The sequence below is a fragment of the Paenibacillus sp. 3LSP genome, assembly GCF_032465655.1.
GTDB lineage: Bacteria > Bacillota > Bacilli > Paenibacillales > Paenibacillaceae > Fontibacillus > Fontibacillus barengoltzii.
In genome coordinates this window covers 1-23086 of the sequence record NZ_JAWDJI010000074.1, presented here as the reverse complement: position 1 = coordinate 23086, position 23086 = coordinate 1, and the positions used below count along the sequence as shown (strand labels likewise).

Here is a 23086-nt window from a genome sequence, read left to right as displayed (position 1 = left end):
AACAAGGGGTTATACCCCAAGAGCAAACCACCCGTTGGACGGGTGGTTATGATTTTTTGCAAAGAATAAACCTAAAGGCTCAGGATTCCCTCGCATTTTACACAAAGTTTACAAAACGAGAACACTGGATTGATCTTCGCTTTCTATAATCAAACTGTAAATCAATTAAGGGGGAAACCTAAACAATGAAAAAGAGTATGTTATTGGTTTTGACTTTGATGCTGAGCTTCGCGCTGGCAGCTTGCGGTCAAAACAACGCGGCACCAAACACGGCCGGTACCAACGGAAGCACTACGGATGAAGCATCCGCGAGCAACGGGGGTAATGCAGCGACATCGGAACTCTCCGGGTCGATCTTGGCGGTAGGTTCCTCGGCTTTACAACCTTTAGTAGATCAAGCTTCGAAAAAATTCATGGATCAAAATCCGAATGTTTCTATACAAGTTCAAGGCGGCGGCAGCGGCACAGGGTTGACGCAAGTTTCCGGAGGCCAGGCAGATATCGGGAACTCCGACGTCTTCGCAGAAGAGAAATTAGATGCGGCTCAAGCCAGCGAACTGGTTGACCATCAAGTTGCCGTTGTAGCGATGGCAGCTGTCGTGAACCCAGACATCACGGTCGACAATTTGACGAAAGACCAACTGGTTCAAATTTTCACGGGTAAAATCACCAACTGGAAAGATCTTGGCGGTCCAGACCAAGCGATTCAAATCGTAAACCGTCCGTCGAGCTCCGGTACTCGGGCAACGTTTGAGAAATATGCGCTGGGTACAAAAACAGAGGACCTGCAAGGTTCGATCCAAGAAGATTCCTCCGGTACGGTTAAGAAGCTGGTGAGCGAAACGCCAGGGGCGATCGGTTATCTGGCCTTGTCCTACCTTGACGATACGGTTAAAGCTGTGAAGTACGAAGGCGTAGACGCAACGGAAGAAAACGTAGCGAACGGAACTTATCCGGTATGGGCTTACGAGCACATGTATACGAAAGGCGAGCCAAATGAAGTCGTTAAAGCCTTCTTGGATTACATGGTATCCCCGGACGTTCAAGGCGACAACGGCGACGTTGTAGAGCTTGGTTATATTCCGATCAGCAAAATGCAAGTGGAACGCGATGTTGACGGCAACATCACGAAGAAATAACCAGCAGATTCGATAACATCATATCAGTGCGGCAAGAGGCGGACGGTTCTGCCTCTTTCTGTGCTGTTCTTAAAGGGAGAGGTTTCATGGCTCAATCCGGCGGAAGAAAAAAAATACAACCACATATCGTCGAGGAATGGACCGGCAAAATCTACGCTTCATTTTGTATCGTATTGCTGGTGGTTACGATCTTCTCGATGGTTTATTACGTAGCAACCAAGGGGTTAAGCACCTTCATTCAAGACGGAATCTCAATAGGTGAAATTTTCGGCAGCACGAACTGGAAGCCGGATGGGGAGCCGCCGATGTTTGGCGCTCTGCCGTTTATTTTGGGATCGTTCAGCACATCGATTCTGGCGGCGCTGATCGCGGCACCGCTTGGCATTAGCGCGGCCTTGTTTATGGTTGAAATAATGCCGAAGTTTGGCAAGAAATATTTACAGCCGGTGATCGAGCTGCTGGCCGGGATTCCTTCGGTGGTGTATGGTTTTGTTGGGCTGAGTATTATCGTTCCTTTTTACCGGGATATTTTTCCGGGACAAGGTCTGGGGATCTTGGCGGGAGCAACCGTATTGTCGATCATGATCTTGCCGACGATCACGTCGATCGCCACCGATGCCCTGTCTGCCCTGCCTCCTGGCCTGAAGGAAGGTTCCTACGCCCTTGGCGCTACGCGCTGGCAAACCTTGTCGCGGACCGTATTGCCGACGACGATGCCGTCCTTGTTGACCGGGGTGGTCCTTGGCATGGCTCGGGCTTTCGGGGAAGCCTTGGCGGTGCAGATGGTGATCGGGAATGCGCCGCATATTCCGCGTTCGCTCTTTGAATCCACCTCGACTCTGACCAGTGTCATTACGCTGAGCATGGGGAATACGGTCATGGGCACGACGCAGAATAACGTCCTCTGGACGCTGGCACTAATCTTGATGCTGATGACGTTTGTATTCGTCTTTATCGTGCGTTGGCTGGAAAGGAGAGCAAAACGATGAGCGCCAAAACCGTCGACAAAATCGCAACAGTTGTTATTATCGCTTTAGCTGGCTTAATTGTCTTGATTATGGCGGGGTTACTCGGCTTTATTTTAGTCCGGGGGCTGGGTCATATCAGTTTCGATTTTCTCACGTCACCTCCTGAAACGATTAAGGCAGGCGGCGGGATCGGCCCGCAATTGTTCAATTCCCTGTTCCTCTTGGTCTTGACCATGATCATCACGATTCCGCTTGGGATCGGTGCGGGGATCTATATGAGCGAATACGCCAAGCCGGGAAAAATCACCGATTTTATCCGTTTGATTGTTGAGGTCTTATCCTCTTTTCCATCGATTGTGGTAGGTTTGTTTGGTCTGCTCGTTCTCGTGAACCTGTTTGGCTTTGGCTTCTCCCTGTTCTCAGGGGCGTTAGCTTTGACGATCTTTAACCTGCCGCTGATGGTGCGGATTACCGAGCAAGGGTTAGCCAGCGTGCCGCAGGCGCAAAAGGAAGCCAGCTTGGCGCTGGGCTTGTCCAAATGGAAAACGATCCAATCGGTGATGCTGCCGATCGCCATGCCGGTGATTCTGACCGGGACGATCTTGGCGGCGGGCCGCGTGTTCGGCGAAGCAGCTGCCCTGTTGTTTACGGCCGGGATGAGCAGTCCGCGGCTCGACTTTAGCAACTGGAATCCGTTGAGCCCTACGTCCCCGCTGAATCCGTTCCGTCCGGCGGAGACGCTGGCGGTTCATATCTGGAAGATCAATTCCGAAGGCTTGGCGCCGGATGCGCCTGAAATTGCCGCCGGTGCGTCGGCCGTCCTGATTTTGACCGTGCTGGTGTTTAACTTGCTGGCTCGCTGGCTCGGACGCGTGATGCTCAAGAAATTTACGGCGACGAAATAGGAGGGCGAAGCCAAGTGTCAAATATTGAACTATCTACGAAAAACTTAAGCGTCTATTACGGAGAGAAACAAGCCGTTAAAAATATATCGCTCGATTTCGCTTCCCGGCAGGTAACCGCCTTGATTGGCCCTTCGGGCTGCGGCAAGTCCACATTCCTGCGCAGCCTGAATCGGATGAACGATTTGATCCGCGGGGCGAAGATCACGGGGGAAATCTGGATCGGGGACGACAATATCAATGATCCGAAGACCGATGTCGTGCTGCTGCGCCAAAAGATCGGCATGGTATGGCAGCGGCCAAACCCGTTCCATAAGTCCATCTATGAAAATATCGCTTTTGGACCGCGTTACCACGGGATTCGGGACAAGAAGAAGCTGGATCAGATCGTTGAGGAATCGCTCACCAAAGCGGCCCTTTGGGACGAAACGAAGGACCGACTGCACAGCTCCGCCTTGGCCCTGTCCGGCGGCCAGCAGCAAAGACTGTGCATCGCCCGATCGATTGCGGTCAATCCAAGCATTATCCTGATGGATGAACCGGCGTCGGCGCTGGACCCGGTATCCAGTGCCAAAATTGAAGAGCTGATCGCCGAGCTGAAGCAGGAATACTGCATTATCATCGTCACGCACAATATGCATCAGGCGGCTCGGGTGTCGGAAAAAACGGCGTTCTTCCTCATGGGGGAACTGGTCGAGTACGGCGATACGACCAAAATCTTTACCAATCCATCCGAGAAACGGACAGACGATTATATCAGCGGCCGCTTCGGATAAAAATTCTTCTCTCCATCTCCCGCTAAATCAGGACTGGACCCGGGGCGGGGAATCGCCCCGTCTGCGGACTCTTTTAGATTGGAAAATCTCCGTATATACTGATAACATAAAGAGTGGACTCAATTGGCGTGGGCAGCGCCTGGTATTGGTTAAAGGAGATTTGGATGATGAACGTTTTGGATTGGATTGAAAGGATGTTTGAGCATTACGGCTATTTTGTTCTGCTGCTCGGACTTCCCATTGATTTTATTGCGCTGCCGCTGCCTCCAGGTCAAACGACGCTGACCTATACAGGATATTTGGCTTATAAAGGCGTGTTGGATTTCTTGCCGGCACTCCTCGCCGGATATGCTGGGGCGGTGATCGGGGTGACGATTACCTATTTCGTCGGACATCGGGTCGGCGCGCCGTTGATCGAACGTTATGGCAAGTGGATTATGGTCAAGCCTTCCCATTTAGAGAAGACGAGGCGGGTCTATGAGAAGTACGGCAATCGAATGCTGTTAATCAGTTTCTTTGTGCCGGGTGTAAGGCAGTTTTTTGGTTATTTTGTAGGCATTATGCGCATTCCTTTTCGAACCTTTGCCCTGTATGCTTACACAGGAGCTGCACTTTGGGTCACGGTTTTTGTAAGCATTGGCTTGGTGTTTGGTGAACAGTGGCAAGTTGCCATCGACCTGGTCGAGAAATATTTAAAGTTTTTCTTTATTGGGCTGGGGGCGTTACTATTGGTACTCGTATATTTGAAATGGCGGAGATGGAGGCTAAAAGTGGCCAAGTTGTCACGGTAACCTTTTAAAGGCGCTGGAGAGCTCACTCCGGCGCCTTTATTTATTTCCGTTTTTTCTTTTTATTTTTGCTTTTGATTCTATTATTATCCTTATTTTCAGGGTTGCTTCGGTGCAATATGAAATCGTCAAGCAGTGTCTCCTCAAAGCCACCGCCATTCTGCGATTTTTCCTCTTTCAGTTTCATCAGGGAGAGCAAATCGAAAATATCTCCAAGCACGGTGAACCCGGCGCCGATAATGGCCAAGTCGTCCGAGGAAAGGTCATTTTCTTGGATTCTTTGGTATTGTCTCCTCTTTTTTCCTCCCAAGAGCACCACCTGCTTTTAAATCGACTTATTTCATCTTATGCAAATGGCGTTTGGCTTGATTAGGCGTGAACTGGGCTACAGCCGCCACCTCCTCTCCAGCAAAAGTACTGGGGGAACGGATACCCATTTTCGCCCCTCTCCGCGAATGTCCCGATCGTTCACAGGCGAACCGTAATATGATGTTCTATATTTAAAAAGGAGGGAAAACAATGTCGGGATATGAAAATGGCGTAGGTGGCGTAGGTTATGGTGGTTTCTGGACTTCCACAGGGACGATTCTGGTTCTCTTCATCCTGCTGGTTATTGTATCCAGAGCGCTTATCGTATAATTGAATGTGTACCCCATGCAAAGGCCCTGCTTCAGCAGGGCCTTTGTTCTTTATAGCTACCCTTTCGTTCCCCCTTGCAACCCAAACCCCTTGGACATAAACCGCTGGGACAAGATGTACAGTACGATGGACGGGATCGCATACATAATGGAGAAGGCTGCAAGATTGCCATACTCAATCATCCCGTACTGACCAAAGTATTGGTATAACTTCAGGGAAGCGGGGAAGTTCTCCGGATTTTGCAGCAAAATGTATGGAACAAAGAAATTTCCCCAGCTGCCCGAGAAGGTGAAGATGGCGACCGTGCAAATCCCCGGCACCATCAGCGGTGCTACAACTCTGCGAATCCCCGTAAATACCGAGGCCCCGTCGACCCATGCCGCTTCCTCCAGATCCAGAGGGACGGAATCCATAAAGTTCTTAAGCATCCAAATGCCGTAGGGCATCGATGAGGCTACGTAGAATAGGATCACGCCAAAGATTTGGTCATACAGCTTCAAACTGAGAAACAGCTGGTAGACCGGGACCATCACCGCTGTGATCGGCAAGGAAGTCATAAACAGGATGGTCAACATAAACGGCTTCTTGTATTTCATTTGATATCGGGACAACGGATAGGCGGCCAACAGTGCCAAGAGGACGACGAGCAGCGCCTGCCCCAGCGACATGATCAAGCCGATCAGGAATGCGCGTTGGTTCTCGCGGCTGGTGATCACGTTGATATAATTATCCGCCGTGATTCGCTGGGGCATTTTTAGCGTCTGCATGGCATTGGGATCGACCGAAGCAACTACCACCCAGAGCAAGGGTAAGACGAAGCAGATGCCGATGATCGTGAGGATCGTATAGGGCAAGATCCGGTAGATGATTTTCCGTTGTTTTGCGTTCATAAGAGGTTCTCCTTGCACTTGGACTATTTCAACGAGCGGGTATAGAACAAGCTAAGCACGATTCCGATGAGCAGTAGCAGCAAGGAGATCGCGGTTCCGTACCCTAGTTGATAGTTCACGAAGGCTTGGTTGTACATGAAGATGGGCAGTGTGGTCGTAGACGTTCCCGGGCCTCCGCCGGTCATGGCATATATCAAACCAAACACGCCCAATGTCTGTAACGTGATCAGCATCATGTTGGTCATAAACGAATCTTTGATATAAGGGATGATAATCCGAATCAGTACCTGCCATTTTGAAGCGCCATCGACCACTGCCGCTTCTTCTACCTCGCTGGGCACGTCGTCAAGAGCCGCTTGAAAGACGAGCATCGAGAAGGCGGTACCGTGCCAAATGTTCGCGAGGATGATCGTCAGCATTGGAACAGTATACAGCCAGGTGACTGCCGGAAGCCCCAATGAAGTGATGATCGAGTTCAGCGTCCCTTCGTCGCCGAAGAAGCTGTATAAGCATAGCGCACATACGATTTCCGGGGTGACCCAGCCGGCGAGGACGATCGTGCCAATCACCCGCCGGAACGTCCGGTTCTTGCGCTTCATCAGGAGGGCGATGAATAAGCCGAGCAGCTGCTGGCCAATCACCGCCGAGCCAAACAGGAAGACCAATGTGTTCCAAATACTAACCTTGACCGTCGGGTCCTTGAACATGTGAATATAGTTGTCGAACCCAACGAATTTTAACTCTCTTGCCGATTCCCCCGTTAATGCCAGATTCGTAAAGGAATAGAAGAACGTAAGGAAGACCGGGGTGATGAAAAACACCAGCATTATCACAATCGAAGGGAGCAAGAAGTAAAGCCACGTGTACGAGTTGCGATTTCTGGAATATCCTTCAGCCGTCATGCTGCTCATGGTTCGTTCTCCTTCCGGAAGGCAGTGCTTTGCCGCTTATTCGAATTCGTCATTTTCGGATGACAGCGTCCTCGCCTACGATGCGGGTGACGTCTTGGGCGTATTTTTGGGCGGCCTCTGCAGGGGAGGTGCCTGTGGCGACGGATTCCACCATCGTCTGAATTTGCGTCGATACTTCCGGGTATTTCTCTTGAGCAGGCCGGAATTCGGCGTTCTGCAGATATTCCGTAGCGATTTCGTTAAACGGCATCTGCGTGTATTCCGGATCTTTGGCGACGTCAGCTCGCACCGTAATATTGCCTGAGGAGGTGACGAGCTTCTTGCTGTTTTCTTTGTTTAACGCGTATTTGATAAACTCCCAGGCTTCGTCTTTATGCTTGGCGTTGCTTGGAATGGACAATGCCCAACCGCCAGCGAGCGTGATGGAACCTGGTGCCTGACCTTGACTTGTTGGCATCGGAGCAAAGCCTAGCACGTCCTTGTATTCCGGCCATGGAGAAGCGCCGGTTTCCAGATAGTTGCCGGTAATCCACGAGCCGTCGAGGGAGATGGCCAGCTTGCCTTGAGGCAAGTATTCTCGGGAAGCGGTGTTGCCGGCCTGCCCGTTCAGCACCTTGGAGAGCGGCGGGCCGAGCTTCTCTTTGTTTACGGTTTCAATGAACCCTAAAGCATCCAAGATCCCTTGACTTTCGATAATCCATTTTCCGCTTGCATCGTCATACAGTCGTTCGCCGGTGCCGTAAAGGAGCATTTCGTACGTCTGCATAGAGGTGGCTTCCCCGGTCGCCTTGCCCATGTTCATCCAAATCGGGACGATGTCCGGCGCTTTTTCCTTAATGGTGCGAGCTGCATCCAGCACTTCCTCCCAGTTCTTCGGTGTCCACTCTTCCGGAAGGCCGACCTGCTTAAAGATCTCTTTGTTATACCAAAGACCGCGGGAATCCGTGTTGTACGGTACGCCGTACACTTTGCCGTCGCTGGCGGTAACGCCTTTCTTCATCGCCTCGATAAACGAGCCGTTTGACCAATCCTCCCAGTCCTTCAGCCGCTCATCCAGCGGTTCCAAATAACCGGCGCTGGCGTCGGAATTGAGAATAAACGTATCCTCGGTCACGATATCTGGAGCGGTATCTTTGGATTTCAAAGCTAAGGCAACTTTCGCAAAATAGTCCCCCTCCGAGGCTTGAATCGGGGATGGCTTAATTTCAACATCCTTGTTCGGGTAATCTGCAGCGATCTCGGTGAGCCAGCGGTATAACGTGCCTTTTTCTCCGGCTCCGTCATCGCGATACGTCACCGTAATCGTTGTTTTGCCGGAGCTGCTAGTCTTGTCGCCCGACCCGGAACAACCGGCTAATAGCGCCCCGCCTAAAGCCGTACACAACAATACGGAAGCGATGGCCCAACCTCTTTTTTTCATCAATGCCATGTTTGATCCCTCCTTGGTTTGTAAATCTCATCGTGTTAAGCGCTTAACTCGATGGTTTAACTTATGAATCAATTCTGTGTACATCCCTTCCAGTAAAACATACTTGCCGAAGAATCAATTTATTCAAAAAAACGTCACGAATAATATTGATATCAAAAAACATTGATTAACTGCATCGCGACTGAGGGGGACACCCACATAAAAGGCGCGGCTGGTTGGTTCCAGTCGCGCCTTTCACTTGGTGTTACTCTTGCCTTGCCCTTGTTTACATGTGATCCGGAGCTGGCAATCCGATGACCTCCAGCACCTCTGCGATGGTCTCCTTAAATTTTGCCGTAAGCCATAGGCGGTAGGTCTGCCGCTCGGGCTCGGCTTTTAGGATCGGACAGGCGGTATAAAAATGATTAAACAAGGTAGCGAGCTCATAAGCGTAATGACAGATCGGTGTTGGGGATAGTTCCTCACACGCAGTGCCCAGCGTATCCGGCCATGCCGCGATTTGTCTCAGCAGGACGTGTTCCGCACGATCCTGAGGGGCGATGTCCTCCGGAAGCTGGAGCGATTCCGCCCGAGGAATCCCGTCGGCTTGAGCTTTGGCCAAGATGCTGGCCGCCCGGGCATGCGCGTACATCAGATAGACGCCGGTATTGCCGGTCGTCTCTGTGGCCTGCTGAATGTCGAATACCACTTCGGTTGGTAAAGCGAACCGGAGCAGGTAATACCGGATCGCCGCTGCGGCAATCCGACGGCTGGACAACCCTTCTGAATCAGAACGCTTGGCATCGATCTGCGTTTCCATCCGATCCAGCAATTCGGACACTTTGATACCGATTCCTTGTCTGCCGGACATGGCGTACGAAGCTTTGCCGTCTGAGGTGTCGAGGCCCAGCTCCCGGGCTGCGGCCGGGCTTAGCGAGACGACGCCGTAACCAACGTGACGCAGCTTCTCCGCCTGGGTTGTGAAGCCTAACGCCTCCAGCGCTTGCTTCACCATCGCCTGTGGATACGCTTGCCTGTGGTCGATTACGTTCACGACGAGATCTGCTTTGCCGTAATCAGCAGTGACACCGTCTGCACGGGTTGTCCAGAGCCCGTCCGCAAACGACTTGTACATGAAATCATTTCCGAGTACCCCGAACTTCCACAGATGATAGGCGATATCTTTGGCCGTATAGGTCAAAATTCCGTTGGACCGAACGAGCACCTTATCAGCCTGATGCTCTGCTTCAGGATCCACATCTTCGTCTGCAGGTTGCTTCAGGACCCAACACCCCTCCAGTTTACCAGACGTCTCCTTCTGGAAGAGTGCGGTTTGCTGGAGCAATCGGAAGGCCGTGTCCCAGAACCCTTCCCGGACAATGTTGCTCTCCCAAACTAACAAATCGTAATCAATCCCAAACGCCTTCATTTCTTCCAAATGCTCCCGCACGATGCGCTCTGCTGTAAGTAAGCCAACCCAAGCCAGATTCCCGTCCCCAGCCTCCAGCGCTTGCAGCACCTTCGTTCTCTGCTCTAACAGCGAAGGTTGATCCTCGTATTCCTTGTTCACGTTGGAATAGATGTCCCAACAGAAATCCCCGAATCTCACATGAGCAGCCTGATGATCTACATGAAGCAGCCCAACGACGGTGTCAGCCAACTGATTCCCTAGATCGTCGATGTAATTATGCACTTCGACTTGGTAACCAGCTCGCTTAAGCAGCCTTGCCAGCGAGTCGCCGATGCAGGCATTCCTCAAATGACCAATATGAGCGGACTTGTTCGGATTGATGGAGGTATGTTCGATCACGACTTTTTCACGAACAGCCTGCGGAAGTAGAAAATCTTTGCGAGCCCATTCATTCCAATCCAGATGGAAGTTCAGGAAGCCCGGCGGCGCCGTTTCGATCTGGTGGAACAGCCCTTCCATGCGGCCCGTTTGCTCCAGTTCATTCTTAAGCAGCGCGGCAATCTGCAGCGGCGGTTGGCGCAAGGTTTTGGCCAGCTGCATCGCGATGTTGGTCGAATAATCCCCGTGTTCGGCACGGGCGGGGCGTTCAATTACAATGTCTGGCAGCTCCTCGACGCTGTGTCCAAGCCTTGAAAGGACTTGCTGTACGGTCGTTTTCAGATGCTTTTTCATCGATCTACTGATCATTCCATCCACTCCTCCGGGGCAAAAAAATAAGCCTTCATCTCATCAAAGAGACGAAGGCATTACGCGCTCGCGGTACCACTCTTGTTGTTAAACTCTACGTTTAACCACTCTGCAGGATAACGGTCTTGGGCCGTGGTTGCTTACTTTACTTTGCGTTCAGCAACCATTCTCATGGGTCCGCTTCACTGTCAGCCCTGTACCGGTTTCCACCCTCCCGGCTCGCTTGGACTAGAACGGACAGTTACTCTCCCAATCGTCGAATGTGGGATATTTTGTATTATTATATCCGGTTCGCTTGGAATGTCAATTCGCCTTTTCCTAAAAACAATCCTTGAGTAGCCTTTTCGAGTAGAATTACTAAATTTTGGTCATACTCTTACTACTTCCATCAGAACAAAGGGGCTCGTAACATGCAACAACCGGACGAGTTTGTCGATAAACTGCAGCAAAACCTGGAAATCCTTAGTGAACTTTTTGGGAACAGTTCGGACGTCGTGTTCCGTCAGTTGTTACCGGTGGACCAAACCCAAGTCACAATTGTTTATATTGAAGGACTTATTGATAGTCAAATCTTACAGCAGGATGTCATCCGCCCGATTCTAGAGATGACCTCAGACGGGGAGATGACGCCAACCCAGCTCAAAGACAAGGTCGTAAACGTAGGCGGCATCAGCTTCGTGTCGAACCATGAGGATGCGAGTAATGGAATGTTGTCAGGCGGAGCACTGATTCTGATCGACGGATATAAGGATGGTTTGCTTGTCTCCATTCCCGGATTAGAGGAACGCGCAATTACCGAATCGGATACCCATCCGATTATTCGGGGACCGAAGGACGCATTTACGGAGGTGATCCGCACGAATATCTCCCTGGTTCGTCATAGGGTGAAGGATACACGGGTTCGCGTCCAGACGATTCAGGCTGGCAATAAAACTAAAACAGAGCTCGCACTTATGTACATGGATGGATTAGCAGATCAACAGATCGTAAGTAAACTGAAAGACAAACTCAGCAACCTCCAAGTGGACCGCGTGCTGGAGGGCGAATATATTGAGGAAGTGATGAATCAGGATAACAAGCTTACGATTTTTCCGATGCTGTACAACACGGATCGTCCAGATACGATTGCGGCGGGGGTCATGGAGGGACGAATTGCTATCTTTATTGACGGAACGCCATTCGTGCTCCTTGCGCCGTCCTTATTCGTCGACTTCCTGCAATCTGCCGAGGATAACTATCAATCGTATCTTTATGGGAGCGTCACCCGACTGCTTCGTTATTTCTGCATGCTGATATGCTTGTTAGCCCCTGCACTGTATATCGCCTTAACCACCTATCATCACAGGATTTAATTCCAACGGTGTTGTTATTGAGCTTAATGGCGCAACGCGAAGGGGTGCCTTTTCCGGCTTTTCTCGAGGCGTTAATCATGGAAGTCGTGTTTGAAATCCTGCGGGAAGCCGGTCTTCGGATGCCGAGAACGATCGGTCAAGCCGTATCCATCGTGGGGTCGATCGTTATTGGACAAGCCGCGGTCGAAGCGGGAATCGTTTCAACCGTCATGGTGGTTGTCGTAGCGATTACGGCCATAGCCAGTTTTGCGATTCCGTCATATTCCATGTCGATCCCGATTCGGATGCTGCGTTTTGGGTTCATGATGATCGCCTCAACCCTCGGGATCTATGGGCTGACTATCGCATTTATCATGCTTGTCGTTCATTTAAGCGGGCTCCACTCCTTCGGTGTCCCGTACTTATCGCCTGTCGCTCCCTATAAACCGCGGAAGCAATCGGATGCCATCCTCCGTTTCCCTTACCAACCTGGAGCTAAAGGACCGTAGAACTCAAGGAGATGATCCCTGTGTACCGACAGGAGAAGCGTTTTTTTCTTGCTTCCATATCCCTCGCATTAATTCTGCTGCTGACAGGTTGTTGGAATCGCAATGAATTAAATGAACTATCGATTGTGCTCGCTATGGGAATCGACAAGAAGGATGAGCTTTATGAGGTCAGCCTTCAGGTTGTGAATCCCAATCAAATGTCGCGGAAGCAATCGTCCGAACGTACGCCGACGTTCGTACTTTCGATGCGTTCTGATTCCATTAGTGAAGCTATCCGCAAAATGGTGGGCATGTCGTCACGGAGATTGTATATGTCCCATATGCAAATTTTATTTGTGGATGAAGCCACGGCCCGGGAAGGTATGCATGAACCGTTGGATTGGCTGTTACGTAACAATGAGATTCGGCCCGTCTTCGATCTAATTATCGTTCGGGACCATTCGGCGAAGGAAGCATTAACCTTCGTGACGTCCACGGAACTTTTTCCCGCCCTGGATATGCATAAGGCATTAAAGCTGTCCTACAAAAGCTGGGCTCCGAACATATACAGCCAAGCCAAGGAATTTCTGGAGAGTTTAAACAAGGACGGGGTCGAGCCAGTCATTACCGGATTAAAGCTGGGGGAACAGGCCGATAAAGCTCAGAAGATGGATAACGTGAAGCAGTCTCCGCAGCATGCGAACTATTTTTTCAGCGGTATGGGTGTCTTCCAGGAGGATCGCCTGGTTGGTTGGATGAACCCGTCCGAAAGCCGGGCTTATAACTATTTGACGAATCATGTGGACAACAGTCTTTTCAAAGTAGAGTGTCCGAATGCGAAAGAGCATTTTACGTTGGACGTCATCCGGCCCAAAACGAAGTATGATCCTAAGATCGTGAATGATCATCCGGTCCTCGATGCTACCGTGTACATTGAAGCCAACATTAATGAACTGAGATGTAAGAAGGTCGATCTCAATAAAGAGGAGGACCTGTTGAAGCTGCAGAAAATTGCTGCAGACCAGTATGTAGAGGCGATTAATCGAGGGATTCGGAAAGCTCAATCGTTGGGTACGGATATCTTTGGGTTCGGCGAAGCCTTTCATCGGGCATATCCGGCAAAATGGCATGTATGGAAGAACGACTGGGACAAGCGCTTCGAAGAGCTGGATGTGAACTTGCGTGTGACTCTGCAAATCAAGCGAAATGGGAAGATCGTCAGTCCCTACGGAATGCCACAGAATAAACAGGAGTGAGGAAGAACGTGCTATACGTTTTATTGTTTGTATCATTGGCGATATCGGCCTTGGAATACCAGAGGATGTTTCATAAAAAAGAGTTCAGGGATCTCGCTGTGCATGCTTGTTTCCTAAGCGTAGGCATTGTTCTCCTCGTACTTCAATTGCTTCATATTCAAGTACCGTCACCGCTATTGGCAATTCAAACTTTTTTTGATCCGGCTAGCATGTTGATCGCTAAATTGCTATCTTGAGGAGTATCGGAATGAACAAACGGAGTATATCGGTAAGGCAATTCGCATTATGGATTACAATGTATCAAATCGGCAGCGCCTATCTCCTCATCCCATCGAGTCTTGCCGCCGTTGCCAGACATGATGCCTGGATTTGTACCGTAGTGGCCATTGCCATTCATTTTCTGCTCATCCCGCTCTTGTCGGCAATTGCCGGACAAATGCGCGGGATGTCCTTTGTTCAGCACCTTCGTCGTCTAATCGGCACTCCCACTGGTTCGGTGTTGTCGATCCTATTCATTTTGCTGTTTCCTTACTTAATCCTTATCTTAACGTTGCGAAATTTAAGCGACTTTATCACCATATCGATTATGCCTTTAACGCCTCCTTATGTCGTATTGATGCTCATGCTAGTCGTGGTTGTTTATTCGGTCTGGTCAGGGGTGCCGACGATTGGCCGCAGTGCGGAACTGTTATTCTTCTTGCTGCCAGTGATTTTCCTGCTAGTTGGCCTCTCGCTGCTGTATGGGACCCATTGGACGAATCTTGCTCCGATTTTGGAGTATGGCTGGAAACCGGTGTTGCGGGGTCTTTCTCGTTATTAGCCTTTCCTTACTTAGAAACGATTGGATTTCTATTTCTTGTTCCGGAGCTTCCGAAATCCAAAAATTGGAGTAAGGCGGTCTGGATTGGATCAGCCATTAGCGGGACCATGTATTTGCTGATGATGGTACTAACAATCGCGACGCTCAGTGAAGGGGTAATGGCCAATCTTACGTTTGCCAGTTATTTTGTGGCCCGAACGATCGAGATCGGTGATTTTTTTCAACGGTTTGAGGTTGTGATTACGGTGTTTTGGTACATCTCGATTTTCTTTCGGCTGGTGATGTTGTTGCATAAGAATACGCTGATTCTCCCGCTGGTGTTGCTTGGCATCGTGGCCTCCGGCATCATCTGGCCCAATTTCGCCTATTTGATCGACTTTATGAAGGTTTGGCCGTTGTACGCCATGATCTTCGGAATCGCATTTCCAGTCTGCTTGTGGATCATGGGGAAAGTGAAGAAGCTGAAGACATGAAGTGAAGGTGCGTTTCAATCACCAATCCATCGGCCTGTGGGGTAATCAGGGAACGTTGCTCGAAACGATGTCTTGTGATACATTATTTTCCATAGTGGATATTTCGATATTTCGGTATGAAGCACATGCCGCTTCGATCTGGCTTGCTCTTGGAGCAGGGGGGATCGGGGCGGTTTTTTTATGGACTTTTGAAAGGGAGTGGCAAGGATGAGTGAGTTTGATGCGGTTTACTTGGAGTGGTTGGAACGCCAGATCAACGAGGAGACAAACTTAAGAAGAAAGGAGTTTCTCAAAAAGGGATTAAGCCGAGGGACAACGGACTTTCTGCGGTACATTTGGTATCCCGCTATCGGAAACCTTAACGATCTCTATCCGGAGTATGAGGTTCGCGATTTTAACAATGGCTTCCGCTATCTCGATTTAGCCTACATGCCGGGCAATGCCAAGGGGTGCATCGAGATTCAGGATTATCGAAGCCATGCTCGGGATATCGAGGCCGGGCGGTTTAAAGATCTTTGTATGAAGCAAGCGTTGTTGGCGCTAGACGATTGGCTGTTCTTGCCGATTGCCTATCTATCGATTCGGGAAGACCCGGGGGTTTGCAAGCAGCTGGTCTTATCCTTTGTGGGCAAGTTCCTGTCCAATGCCGTACCCTCCAACCTCCATTGGGCCGAAGCGGAAGCCTTGAGGTTTGCCAGACGACTGATGCGCCCCTTTACCCCGGGAGAGCTCGCGGACCATCTCAGGCTATCCAAGCAGCATACCCGCGCGATTCTACGTGCGATGCACAGCCGAAAGTTACTAGAGGTCGCAGGCGGTAGACAACGGTATCGAACGTTCCGGCTTCCCAGCGCGCGGTAAGGGCAGAGGGGCGCAGGTGGTGGCAGATGTAATGGACTTGGTGAGTTCGTTGATGGTGACAGGATGTAACCGGACTCGGGTAGATCGCGGGGGTGGCTGGATGTAATGGGTTCGGGTGGTTCCTTGGGGGTGGTAGGATGTGACTGGGCTCGGGTAGATCGCAGGAGTGGCTGGATGTAACTGAACTCGGGTAGTTCGCTGAGGATGGGAAGTTGCTGTTGGTGTGTATGCGGTTGTTCGTGGGAACGCAAATTGTTGGTGAGAACGCTATATTGGTGTAAACACTATTTCGGTGCCAACACTATACTGGTGCCAACGTTATTGCTGGTGCGAATACACTTACTGATGCGAATACACTTGCTGGTGCAAATAGACTTGCTGGTGCAAATACACTTGCTGGTGCATACGCTCTTACTTCTATTAGCTCTAACGCTTATGAGCAACGGTATTTGGGCAAATTTGCTCTCGAGAAAATTCTAACGATGATGAGACACTCTATTGCTGTGAAAATTGCGAAAAATGGGGGCGAAACCGGAGAATAAGCTCTGTGGTAAGCGTTAGAATCGCAACATGGCTTTTTTGGAGCAAATAAGATCTGTGACAAGCGTTAGCGGTTGAAGGGTGAGGCAGATAGTCAGGCGAGCAGGTCTAGTGGTTGTAAGGAGCAGGAGATGAACTGGCGAGTAACTCTAACGCTTATGAGCAACGCTATTTGGACAAATTTGCTCTCGAGAAAATTCTAACGACGATAAGACACTCTATTGCTGTGAAAATTGCGAAAAATGGGGGCGAAACCGGAGAATAAGCTCTGTGGCAAGCGTTAGAATCGCAACATGGCTTTTTTGGGGCAAATAAGATCTGTGGCAAGCGTTAGCGGTATTTCGGGGGCTAATGGGGAGTTAATCAGCGGATAATCGCGAGTGAAGTAGCGGTAAATCAAGAGTTAGATAGCGCTTCATCGGAGTTAATCACTAATCACTGGTTAGTTGAGCTTACTTAACGGTATCGGAGTTCATTGGAGTTCATGGAGAGCATAATTAACGCTTCATTGGAATTCATCGAGGGTTACCCGTGAGCGTGCAACGGACCTACAGAGAGTGAATCACAGGCGTGGGGAATGCGCCCACAGGCCAACGGGAATCAAACATGGGTCACCAAATGTGGTAGTATGAAGAATAACCTGATTCATGTAAAGGAGGAAAAAAGTGAGTTCATCGATCAGCTTGCATCTGTGGTTCGATAAAGAGGCGAAGGAGGCTGCAGAGTTCTATTGCTCCGTATTTCCAGAGTCCCGAATCACTGGGGTTACGACGCTAAACGATACTCCTTCGGGGGATTCCGAAATGGTTTCGTTTACCATTTGGGGGTTTCCGTTTGTGGCGATTTCAGCGGGTCCGTACTTCAAGTTGAATCCTTCGATTTCGTGTATCGTCAATTTCGACCCCTCTAGAGACACCAACGCCAGAGAAATGTTGAATGAAGTGTGGAACAAGCTGTCTGACGGCGGGACTCCACTTATGCCGCTAGGCTGGTACCCCTTCAGCGAGTGGTATGGTTGGATTCAGGACAAGTACGGGTTTACATGGCAGTTGATGTTAACCAATCCGGAAGGGGAACCGCGTCCAGCAATTGTTCCGTCCTTGATGTTCACCGGCGATAACTGCGGCAAGGCGGAAGAAGCGCGTGAGTTCTACCTTTCCGTATTCCGGAACGCGAAACCGGGCACGATCGTCAAGTATGGTCCCGGACAAGAGCCGGACCGGGAGGGGACGGTCATGTTCACCGATTTTATGCTGGAAGATACCTGGTTTACAGCGATGGACAGTGCGCATGCTCATGGGTTCGGCTTCACCGAAGCGATTTCCTTTATGGTGAACTGCGACACACAGGAGGAAATCGATTATTATTGGGAAAGTCTCTCTGCCGTGCCTGAGGCCGAACAATGCGGTTGGCTGAAAGATCGTTATAGCCTCTCTTGGCAGATCACCCCGTCCGCCTTGGATAAGATGCTGACCCAGGGAACCTTAGAACAACGCCAACGAGTGACGCAGGCATTCCTAAAGATGAAGAAGTTTAACCTAGAGGAGTTGCAACGGGCTTTTGAGGGATAATAAAAAACGCCCCGGGAATCCCAGATGATAGATCAGGATCCGCGGGGCGTTTTGCGCCACAAAACTAAAAAAACAGCCCCGATGGACTGCTACATTCATAGATATGGTGGAGCCTAGGGGGATCGAACCCCTGACCTCATCGCTGCCAGCGATGCGCTCTCCCAGCTGAGCTAAGGCCCCGTGAGCGACTTCTTTATTGTATAAAAACGGAGTCAAGCTGTCAATATCCCTTCAGCGAAAAAATGTAGTCCCACCTCCCATCCGGCTATCTCGGTTACCGAATGGGAGGATCCCTGCCAATTTGACGCGGTTTACAATTTGATGGTCGTGATTTTAGCGGCTGGGACGATCACCTGCCGTCCTGATTCATCGACCATCTCCAGAGCATCAGGATGCACAGCGATCAATGTGCCATGGATGACGGAGCCCGTCGTCTCAATGATGATGCTGAGACCGATCGAGGCTTCAATTTGCTGCCGGGTCGCGGAATCCGGGAAGGAGGCGGCATCAAGTGCATGCTCCAGATGCTCCACTCGGCTGGCTAGCAGCTCAAGTTCTGCTTGCAGCAGGCGAATTCGCCTTCGCAACGGTTCGTTTAGCAGAAAGCGCAGGAGGGTCATTGCGATTCACCTCTTTTCCCTCTAAATCTCGTCTCTAGTAAATGAGACAATATATCATATGAAACTAGATTAATAGAGTTTCGGGAAGGCCTTACTTTCCGGCAGATACCCTTTATGTTATGCTGAAATGAGATACGGAATCGTTAAGAAGGAGAAGGGTGAACTATGATCAAGCATATCGTATTGTTTAAATTGAAGGATGCATCTCCGGAAAATGTGGCACGTACGGTTGAGATACTGCGCGGCATGCAGGGTAAAGTAGAGCAGCTCAGAAGCCTTGAGGTGGGCACCGACGTGATCCGTTCCCCTCGTTCCTATGACATTGCGCTCATTGCTACCTTTGATTCGCTTGCGGATTTGGAAGGATATCAAGTTCATCCGGAGCACAAGAAAGTAATCGAGCATATGAGCGAAGTACGCGAGAGTCAGGTCGCAGTCGATTTCGAATTTTAGACTGGACCAAAGGAGGGAATCCCCTTGTATTATGTAAACCGGGAACAAATCGAACGCAGGCTGGACATGCTGCCAGAATTGCTGCAGGCCCTTCGTGAAGCGGCGGAGGCCAACTCCTCCCTGCTGGGGCGTTATGCAGAGGAACGAGCATTGCATCTGGCGCTGGAAATCGTAACGGACGTCGGCAGCTATTTAATCGACGGGTTTATTATGCGTGACGCCAGCAGCTATGAGGACATTGTAGACATCCTCTTGGATGAAACGGTCATCGATGCGAAACTGCACGCTACGCTCATCGAACTGGTTCGACTGCGGAAACCGTTAGTTCAGGAATATTTTGCTTGGGATCGCCAGGAGGTCGAAGGGCTAAGGGGGCGGTTGCCCGAGGCTTTGCAGGATTTTTCGGCCAATGTGCTGAAGTACCTGGAACAGGAAGGCGTCTAATCTCAGACAGACAAGCCCAATTTTTTTCCTTACAAGTGTGACCGGACAGACCCTTGCTGCTTATAATACATTATCGATATGGGCATTCGCGGAGAAAGCCAAAAAGGAGAGATGAGTCGTGAGCAAAGGAAACAAAGGTTGGATATGGGGGGCCGCCATCGGCACGGTTGCCGGTGCGGTAACGGCGTTGTTATTTGCCCCCAAAGCCGGGAAAGAGCTGCGTAAGGATATTGCCAACGGGGCTCGTCAAGTCGGAGAGAAGACGCAAGAGGTTGCCGGAAAAGTATCGGAGCAAAGTACCGTTCTTGTCGGCAAGGTGAAGGAAGCCGCTGAAGTGTTGATCAGTGAAATCCAAAGCCGTCGTTCCGACAAGATCACCGATGAAGAAGAGGTCATTGCTCAAGTCTCCGAATTTGCAGATGAAGAAGAGGAGACGGTGACCGAAGAAGAGACAGTGGCCCTTGGAGTCGTAACGGAAGAAGAAACGACGGAAGCCGTTGAAGCGACTACTGCAGCTGTGGAAGCAGCGGCAACTTCCGACAAAGAGGAAGGCCAATAATTCGAACGGCTGTCCACAGTGATCGCCCGAAAAAGACCCGCTCCCGGGTCTTTTTCCCGTTTTCTCCGCCCTTGCGGGTTTTCTTGCACTACAAATTGAGTTAAGATTTAGGTACCCTCTGTGGTGCGAAGTCATAAAGTAATGAGAAGGATTTTACACTAAACATAAAGGAAGCGGTATGTTCGTGCAGCAAGCCATCGCCATATTAGACTCGGGAGTGGGAGGCCTCACCGTCTGCAAGGAAGTGATGAGGCAGCTTCCCAGAGAGAAAATCATTTACTTCGGCGATACGGCCCGGGCTCCTTATGGCCCAAGGTCGCCCGAGGAAGTCCGCTTGTTTACCGAGCAAATCGTCGATTATTTAATCCAGTTCCATCCGAAAATGATTGTGATTGCCTGCAACACCGCCACAGCGGCTGCACTCGATTTCATCAAGGCCAAGGTGGATATCCCTGTCATTGGCGTCATTCATCCGGGTGCCCGCGCAGCAATCAGCGCGACGAAGACCGGAAAGATTGGCGTCATCGGGACGGTAGGCACGATTCGTAGCGGGGCCTATACGGTAGCGCTACGTGAGTTAAATCCCCAAATCGAAATCGTTAGCGAAGCTTGTCCTGAATTTGTTCCGTTAGTAGAGCATGGGTTGTATGAAACGAAGGAAGCGCTGCATGTGGTGGAGCGATCTCTTCGGGAGATGAAGAAGCAGCCGATGGACTGCTTAATTCTAGGCTGTACTCATTATCCGTTCTTGAAGGACCCCATCCAACGTGTCATGGGGCCGAACGTGAAGTTAATCAGTTCTGCGGATGAAACCGCCCGCGAAATCAGCACCATCCTGCATCAACGGGGGTGCTTAGCTCGCGGCAATGGTACTCCCGTGCATCAGTTCTTCTGCAGCGGGGATGCCGAAATGTTCCGCAAGATCGCCAGACAGTGGTTGGGCGAGCAAGTCGAGCTGAGTCCCATCGTTTGGCAGGTATCCAGCCCGGTGAGGTAAAAAAATCAAAAAACCTTTGGGGGAGCTTAAAAATCCCGCCCAAAGGTTTTTTTGAACCACGTCATAGTTCGTCACGCTGTACCGTTCCCGTTACGGGCGAATGATCCGAATGGAGCCGGGTTCCAAGGAAGCGCGAAGCGGCGTGGTTGCCACGTGCTCCCCGTCACCTAAAGCAAGGCGCGGCAGAGAGCTGGAAATCGTAATGTTTTGGCCCTTCAGCATCGTTACGAAGGAGAGCTTCGTATGACCTCCAAACAATACGGTTGGAAATAACAGGAGCAGCTTCAGCTTGGAGCAATCGTGCACGACGCACAGATCGAGCATTCCGTCATCCGGCTTGGCGTCCGGACAGATGATCATTCCCCCGCCATAGCTGGAAACATTATTTATTGCTGTCAGCCAGGCTGACTCGAACCGGTAAGTAGTTCCGTCACATTCGAGCGTTAACGGTCCGGGACGATAGGTTAGAAGGGTATGAAAAATGCCGATGATATAAGCTAACCTGCCAAGTCCAATCGCGTTGCATATTTTTTTGTAGCGGCTGTTGTTGACATTGCTGGCAACCTGAGCGTCAAAGCCGACAGCCAGTGCGGTCAGTGTGCTGTCTCCATCGATGGAGATGAGATCGGCCGTCGTTGACCGGCCGCTCAGCAGCACCTTCAGTGCGCCGCCTACCCGGCGCGGGATGCCGAATCCACGGGCGGTGTCATTGCCCGACCCGGCGGAGAAGACCGCCAGCGGCACGCCGGACTGGTGCATCGCAGGCAGCAGGCTATGGATGGTGCCGTCGCCTCCGATCACGCCCACCGCGCGCCAAGACACTTCCCCGGTTAGCTTGCCCTGAAGGAATGTATGCGCTTGCTCGGCGCTTGTGGTGTAGACGTGCTCGTAAGGAATACCAAGCCGTTGCAGCTTTTTGCTGATTTTATTCCAAATCCGGCGACCTTCGCCGTTACCCGCATTTGGATTGACGATAAACAAGTACATGATGACTCCCCTATCTATGATGGCAACGCTAATTTGGCTTATTTTCAGTCTACTGAAGATTAGAAAAAATGAAAATCAAAATTTTTAAACCCCGTTGATCAACGAAAGGAGTGTAGGCCGTGCAATTGATCGCCATGATCACCATGCTGATCGACCATGTTGGGCTGCTGTTTTTTCCCGGAGATGTTCTCTGGCGGATAATCGGACGAATTGCTTTCCCGATCTATGCCTACGCACTGGTCCAGGGTTATCAGCACACCTCCAATTACCGGAAGTACGCATCACGGTTGCTACTGATCGCTGTGCTATCACAAATTCCTTACCAGCTGGCTTTCGATACGAACGGTCTAAATGTTGTGGCGACCTTGTTTATCTCTTTATTGGTTCTGCGCATGCTGGATTCATCGAAACCGGGGCCGCTGTCCGCGATCATTATCGCCGGTGTCTGCGTGATCATGGAGGTACTTCCGTTTGATTATGGCGCTTACGGCCTGCTGCTGGTGCTGATCTTCAAATTTGCCAATCAAGGAAAAGCGGTGGCGATGCACTTGCTCCTGAACCTCGTGTATCTGTTCGCCTACAGCTGGGTGATTCAGCTGGCCAGCATCCTGCCGACGCTGGTGATTGCCTACGGGCCGGGGCTGTGGCGAAAGCTCGAAGCCTGGCGGCTGCCCCGCTGGGTGTGGAGAGCTTTTTATCCTGCGCATTTAGTGGTGCTGGCGATCTTGGTGTACCTGTTGTAAAGAGAGAATGGAGCCAAGTTTGGGGGTGGAAAAATCCGGGGTTTGTCTCGGATTTTTTTTATTATGGCTTTAGCCAGTTGAGCTCGCGAAGCGTGCGAAACAAAAAACCACCCGCTATGCGGGTGGAGGAACGAAGGTTTGACCAACTAGACCATTCCCATAAAATTGAGATGTTCAGGCTCAATAAAAGAAAGGAATGGTCTTAGATGGCAAACAAGAGCTATAGTTTAGCTCACACGAAGTGGATGTGCAAATACCATATCGTGTTCACCCCGAAGTATAGACGGAAAGAGATCTATAATCAAGTGAGGAGAGATTTGATCGAAATATTTAAGCGTCTGTGCAAATACAAGGGAGTGGAGAT

General features: G+C 50.6%; 26 protein-coding genes, 1 tRNA gene and 1 other annotated feature. Of the genes, 19 read left to right on the top strand and 8 right to left on the bottom strand.

Annotated features, from left to right (window positions below; genetic code table 11):
- Positions 1-185 precede the first annotated feature (185 nt).
- The 5 genes from RW092_RS05840 to RW092_RS05820 all read left to right on the top strand — a co-directional run bounded on the left by RW092_RS05840 (position 186) and on the right by RW092_RS05820 (position 4576).
- Entirely contained in the window at positions 186-1139 is a 954-nt protein-coding gene (locus RW092_RS05840) for a phosphate ABC transporter substrate-binding protein (protein WP_316009758.1), read from the top strand.
- A gap of 86 nt (positions 1140-1225) precedes the next feature.
- A complete protein-coding gene (pstC, locus tag RW092_RS05835) occupies positions 1226-2128 on the top strand; it encodes a phosphate ABC transporter permease subunit PstC (RefSeq protein ID WP_316009757.1) in 903 nt (300 codons plus the stop codon).
- Entirely contained in the window at positions 2125-3012 is an 888-nt protein-coding gene (pstA, locus tag RW092_RS05830) for a phosphate ABC transporter permease PstA (RefSeq protein WP_016312820.1), read from the top strand. The genes pstC and pstA overlap by 4 nt, the downstream gene beginning before the upstream one ends.
- A gap of 14 nt (positions 3013-3026) precedes the next feature.
- Positions 3027-3785 carry a phosphate ABC transporter ATP-binding protein PstB gene (gene pstB, locus RW092_RS05825; protein WP_016312819.1) on the top strand — a complete coding sequence of 253 codons (759 nt, stop codon included), beginning with the start codon at positions 3027-3029 and terminating at the stop codon, positions 3783-3785.
- A 167-nt stretch (positions 3786-3952) separates the two neighbouring features.
- A complete protein-coding gene (locus tag RW092_RS05820) occupies positions 3953-4576 on the top strand; it encodes a DedA family protein (protein ID WP_085279259.1) in 624 nt (207 codons plus the stop codon).
- Between the two features lie 40 nt (positions 4577-4616).
- On the opposite strand, the gene RW092_RS05815 is transcribed toward RW092_RS05820, so the two are convergent.
- Entirely contained in the window at positions 4617-4889 is a 273-nt protein-coding gene (locus RW092_RS05815; protein ID WP_244268331.1) for a hypothetical protein, read from the bottom strand.
- 203 nt (positions 4890-5092) lie between these two features.
- Here RW092_RS05815 and RW092_RS05810 point away from each other — a divergent pair, with 203 nt between their 5' ends.
- Positions 5093-5212: a hypothetical protein gene (locus RW092_RS05810; RefSeq protein ID WP_016312816.1), complete on the top strand. Its 120-nt coding sequence runs from the start codon at positions 5093-5095 to the stop codon at positions 5210-5212.
- Between the two features lie 56 nt (positions 5213-5268).
- Here RW092_RS05810 and RW092_RS05805 read toward each other — a convergent pair whose 3' ends face one another.
- The 4 genes from RW092_RS05805 to RW092_RS05790 all read right to left on the bottom strand — a co-directional run bounded on the left by RW092_RS05805 (position 5269) and on the right by RW092_RS05790 (position 10579).
- Positions 5269-6102, bottom strand: coding sequence for a carbohydrate ABC transporter permease (locus RW092_RS05805; RefSeq protein ID WP_028539514.1), 834 nt, complete (start codon positions 6100-6102; stop codon positions 5269-5271).
- A gap of 23 nt (positions 6103-6125) precedes the next feature.
- Positions 6126-7013 (bottom strand): carbohydrate ABC transporter permease, encoded by an 888-nt coding sequence (locus RW092_RS05800; RefSeq protein ID WP_028539513.1) that lies wholly within the window; start codon positions 7011-7013, stop codon positions 6126-6128.
- Positions 7014-7062: 49 nt separating this feature from the next.
- Positions 7063-8433, bottom strand: coding sequence for an ABC transporter substrate-binding protein (locus RW092_RS05795; protein ID WP_028539512.1), 1371 nt, complete (start codon positions 8431-8433; stop codon positions 7063-7065).
- Positions 8434-8707: 274 nt separating this feature from the next.
- The gene (locus tag RW092_RS05790; RefSeq protein ID WP_316009756.1) at positions 8708-10579 is read right to left on the bottom strand and encodes an arginine--tRNA ligase; all 1872 of its coding nucleotides are present in this window, start codon (positions 10577-10579) and stop codon (positions 8708-8710) included.
- 43 nt (positions 10580-10622) lie between these two features.
- Positions 10623-10845, bottom strand: a binding site (T-box leader).
- A 144-nt stretch (positions 10846-10989) separates the two neighbouring features.
- Between RW092_RS05790 and RW092_RS05785 the strand changes: the two genes are divergently transcribed.
- The 7 genes from RW092_RS05785 to RW092_RS05755 all read left to right on the top strand — a co-directional run bounded on the left by RW092_RS05785 (position 10990) and on the right by RW092_RS05755 (position 17919).
- Positions 10990-11931: a spore germination protein gene (locus tag RW092_RS05785; protein WP_316009755.1), complete on the top strand. Its 942-nt coding sequence runs from the start codon at positions 10990-10992 to the stop codon at positions 11929-11931.
- Positions 11932-11939: 8 nt separating this feature from the next.
- Positions 11940-12419: a spore germination protein gene (locus RW092_RS05780; protein WP_316009754.1), complete on the top strand. Its 480-nt coding sequence runs from the start codon at positions 11940-11942 to the stop codon at positions 12417-12419.
- A 20-nt stretch (positions 12420-12439) separates the two neighbouring features.
- Positions 12440-13654, top strand: a complete 1215-nt coding sequence (locus tag RW092_RS05775) for a Ger(x)C family spore germination protein (protein ID WP_176221957.1) — start codon at positions 12440-12442, stop codon at positions 13652-13654.
- Positions 13655-13901: 247 nt separating this feature from the next.
- The gene (locus RW092_RS05770; RefSeq protein ID WP_316009753.1) at positions 13902-14474 is read left to right on the top strand and encodes a GerAB/ArcD/ProY family transporter; all 573 of its coding nucleotides are present in this window, start codon (positions 13902-13904) and stop codon (positions 14472-14474) included.
- On the top strand, positions 14405-14947 hold the full coding sequence (locus tag RW092_RS05765; RefSeq protein ID WP_316009752.1) for a GerAB/ArcD/ProY family transporter: 543 nt from the start codon (positions 14405-14407) through the stop codon (positions 14945-14947). Before RW092_RS05770 ends, RW092_RS05765 begins: the two co-directional genes overlap by 70 nt.
- Positions 14948-15154: 207 nt before the next feature.
- On the top strand, positions 15155-15808 hold the full coding sequence (locus RW092_RS05760; protein ID WP_028539508.1) for a transcriptional regulator: 654 nt from the start codon (positions 15155-15157) through the stop codon (positions 15806-15808).
- Positions 15809-17013: 1205 nt separating this feature from the next.
- Positions 17014-17919, top strand: coding sequence for a VOC family protein (locus RW092_RS05755; protein WP_316009751.1), 906 nt, complete (start codon positions 17014-17016; stop codon positions 17917-17919).
- 104 nt (positions 17920-18023) lie between these two features.
- On the opposite strand, the gene RW092_RS05750 is transcribed toward RW092_RS05755, so the two are convergent.
- Together RW092_RS05750 and RW092_RS05745 are read right to left on the bottom strand one after the other, a co-directional pair.
- Positions 18024-18099 (bottom strand) — tRNA-Ala (locus RW092_RS05750).
- A gap of 131 nt (positions 18100-18230) precedes the next feature.
- Positions 18231-18539: a hypothetical protein gene (locus RW092_RS05745; RefSeq protein ID WP_028539507.1), complete on the bottom strand. Its 309-nt coding sequence runs from the start codon at positions 18537-18539 to the stop codon at positions 18231-18233.
- Positions 18540-18704: 165 nt separating this feature from the next.
- Between RW092_RS05745 and RW092_RS05740 the strand changes: the two genes are divergently transcribed.
- From RW092_RS05740 to racE, 4 genes are all read left to right on the top strand, one after another.
- Positions 18705-18992: a Dabb family protein gene (locus tag RW092_RS05740; RefSeq protein WP_016312801.1), complete on the top strand. Its 288-nt coding sequence runs from the start codon at positions 18705-18707 to the stop codon at positions 18990-18992.
- A gap of 24 nt (positions 18993-19016) precedes the next feature.
- Positions 19017-19436 carry a DUF86 domain-containing protein gene (locus RW092_RS05735; RefSeq protein ID WP_028539506.1) on the top strand — a complete coding sequence of 140 codons (420 nt, stop codon included), beginning with the start codon at positions 19017-19019 and terminating at the stop codon, positions 19434-19436.
- Positions 19437-19554: 118 nt separating this feature from the next.
- Entirely contained in the window at positions 19555-19995 is a 441-nt protein-coding gene (locus tag RW092_RS05730; RefSeq protein WP_016312799.1) for a YtxH domain-containing protein, read from the top strand.
- Positions 19996-20173: 178 nt separating this feature from the next.
- Positions 20174-20992, top strand: a complete 819-nt coding sequence (racE, locus tag RW092_RS05725) for a glutamate racemase (RefSeq protein ID WP_176221916.1) — start codon at positions 20174-20176, stop codon at positions 20990-20992.
- Positions 20993-21082: 90 nt separating this feature from the next.
- Here the strand turns inward: racE and RW092_RS05720 are convergent, their stop codons facing one another.
- Complete coding sequence (locus RW092_RS05720) at positions 21083-21979, bottom strand: diacylglycerol/lipid kinase family protein (RefSeq protein ID WP_316009750.1); 897 nt, start codon at positions 21977-21979, stop codon at positions 21083-21085.
- 119 nt (positions 21980-22098) lie between these two features.
- On the opposite strand from RW092_RS05720, the gene RW092_RS05715 reads away from it, so the two are divergent.
- Both RW092_RS05715 and RW092_RS05710 read left to right on the top strand, forming a co-directional pair.
- Entirely contained in the window at positions 22099-22722 is a 624-nt protein-coding gene (locus RW092_RS05715) for a TraX family protein (RefSeq protein ID WP_316009749.1), read from the top strand.
- A 206-nt stretch (positions 22723-22928) separates the two neighbouring features.
- Positions 22929-23086, top strand: a 158-nt coding sequence (locus tag RW092_RS05710) for a transposase (RefSeq protein ID WP_028537956.1), incomplete at its 3' end; no start/stop codon positions are given.

What these genes read in the sequence shown, in the direction of transcription:
- RW092_RS05840 (WP_316009758.1), top strand. Translation starts at nt 186, where the DNA reads ATGAAAAAGAGTATGTTATTGGTTTTGACTTTGATGCTGAGCTTCGCG.
- pstC (WP_316009757.1), top strand. Translation starts at nt 1,226, where the DNA reads ATGGCTCAATCCGGCGGAAGAAAAAAAATACAACCACATATCGTCGAG.
- pstA (WP_016312820.1), top strand. Translation starts at nt 2,125, where the DNA reads ATGAGCGCCAAAACCGTCGACAAAATCGCAACAGTTGTTATTATCGCT.
- RW092_RS05820 (WP_085279259.1), top strand. Translation starts at nt 3,953, where the DNA reads ATGAACGTTTTGGATTGGATTGAAAGGATGTTTGAGCATTACGGCTAT.
- RW092_RS05810 (WP_016312816.1), top strand. Translation starts at nt 5,093, where the DNA reads ATGTCGGGATATGAAAATGGCGTAGGTGGCGTAGGTTATGGTGGTTTC.
- RW092_RS05805 (WP_028539514.1), bottom strand. Translation starts at nt 6,102, where the DNA reads ATGAACGCAAAACAACGGAAAATCATCTACCGGATCTTGCCCTATACG.
- RW092_RS05800 (WP_028539513.1), bottom strand. Translation starts at nt 7,013, where the DNA reads ATGAGCAGCATGACGGCTGAAGGATATTCCAGAAATCGCAACTCGTAC.
- RW092_RS05795 (WP_028539512.1), bottom strand. Translation starts at nt 8,433, where the DNA reads ATGAAAAAAAGAGGTTGGGCCATCGCTTCCGTATTGTTGTGTACGGCT.
- RW092_RS05790 (WP_316009756.1), bottom strand. Translation starts at nt 10,579, where the DNA reads ATGATCAGTAGATCGATGAAAAAGCATCTGAAAACGACCGTACAGCAA.
- RW092_RS05785 (WP_316009755.1), top strand. Translation starts at nt 10,990, where the DNA reads ATGCAACAACCGGACGAGTTTGTCGATAAACTGCAGCAAAACCTGGAA.
- RW092_RS05770 (WP_316009753.1), top strand. Translation starts at nt 13,902, where the DNA reads ATGAACAAACGGAGTATATCGGTAAGGCAATTCGCATTATGGATTACA.
- RW092_RS05760 (WP_028539508.1), top strand. Translation starts at nt 15,155, where the DNA reads ATGAGTGAGTTTGATGCGGTTTACTTGGAGTGGTTGGAACGCCAGATC.
- RW092_RS05745 (WP_028539507.1), bottom strand. Translation starts at nt 18,539, where the DNA reads ATGACCCTCCTGCGCTTTCTGCTAAACGAACCGTTGCGAAGGCGAATT.
- RW092_RS05740 (WP_016312801.1), top strand. Translation starts at nt 18,705, where the DNA reads ATGATCAAGCATATCGTATTGTTTAAATTGAAGGATGCATCTCCGGAA.
- racE (WP_176221916.1), top strand. Translation starts at nt 20,174, where the DNA reads ATGTTCGTGCAGCAAGCCATCGCCATATTAGACTCGGGAGTGGGAGGC.
- RW092_RS05720 (WP_316009750.1), bottom strand. Translation starts at nt 21,979, where the DNA reads ATGTACTTGTTTATCGTCAATCCAAATGCGGGTAACGGCGAAGGTCGC.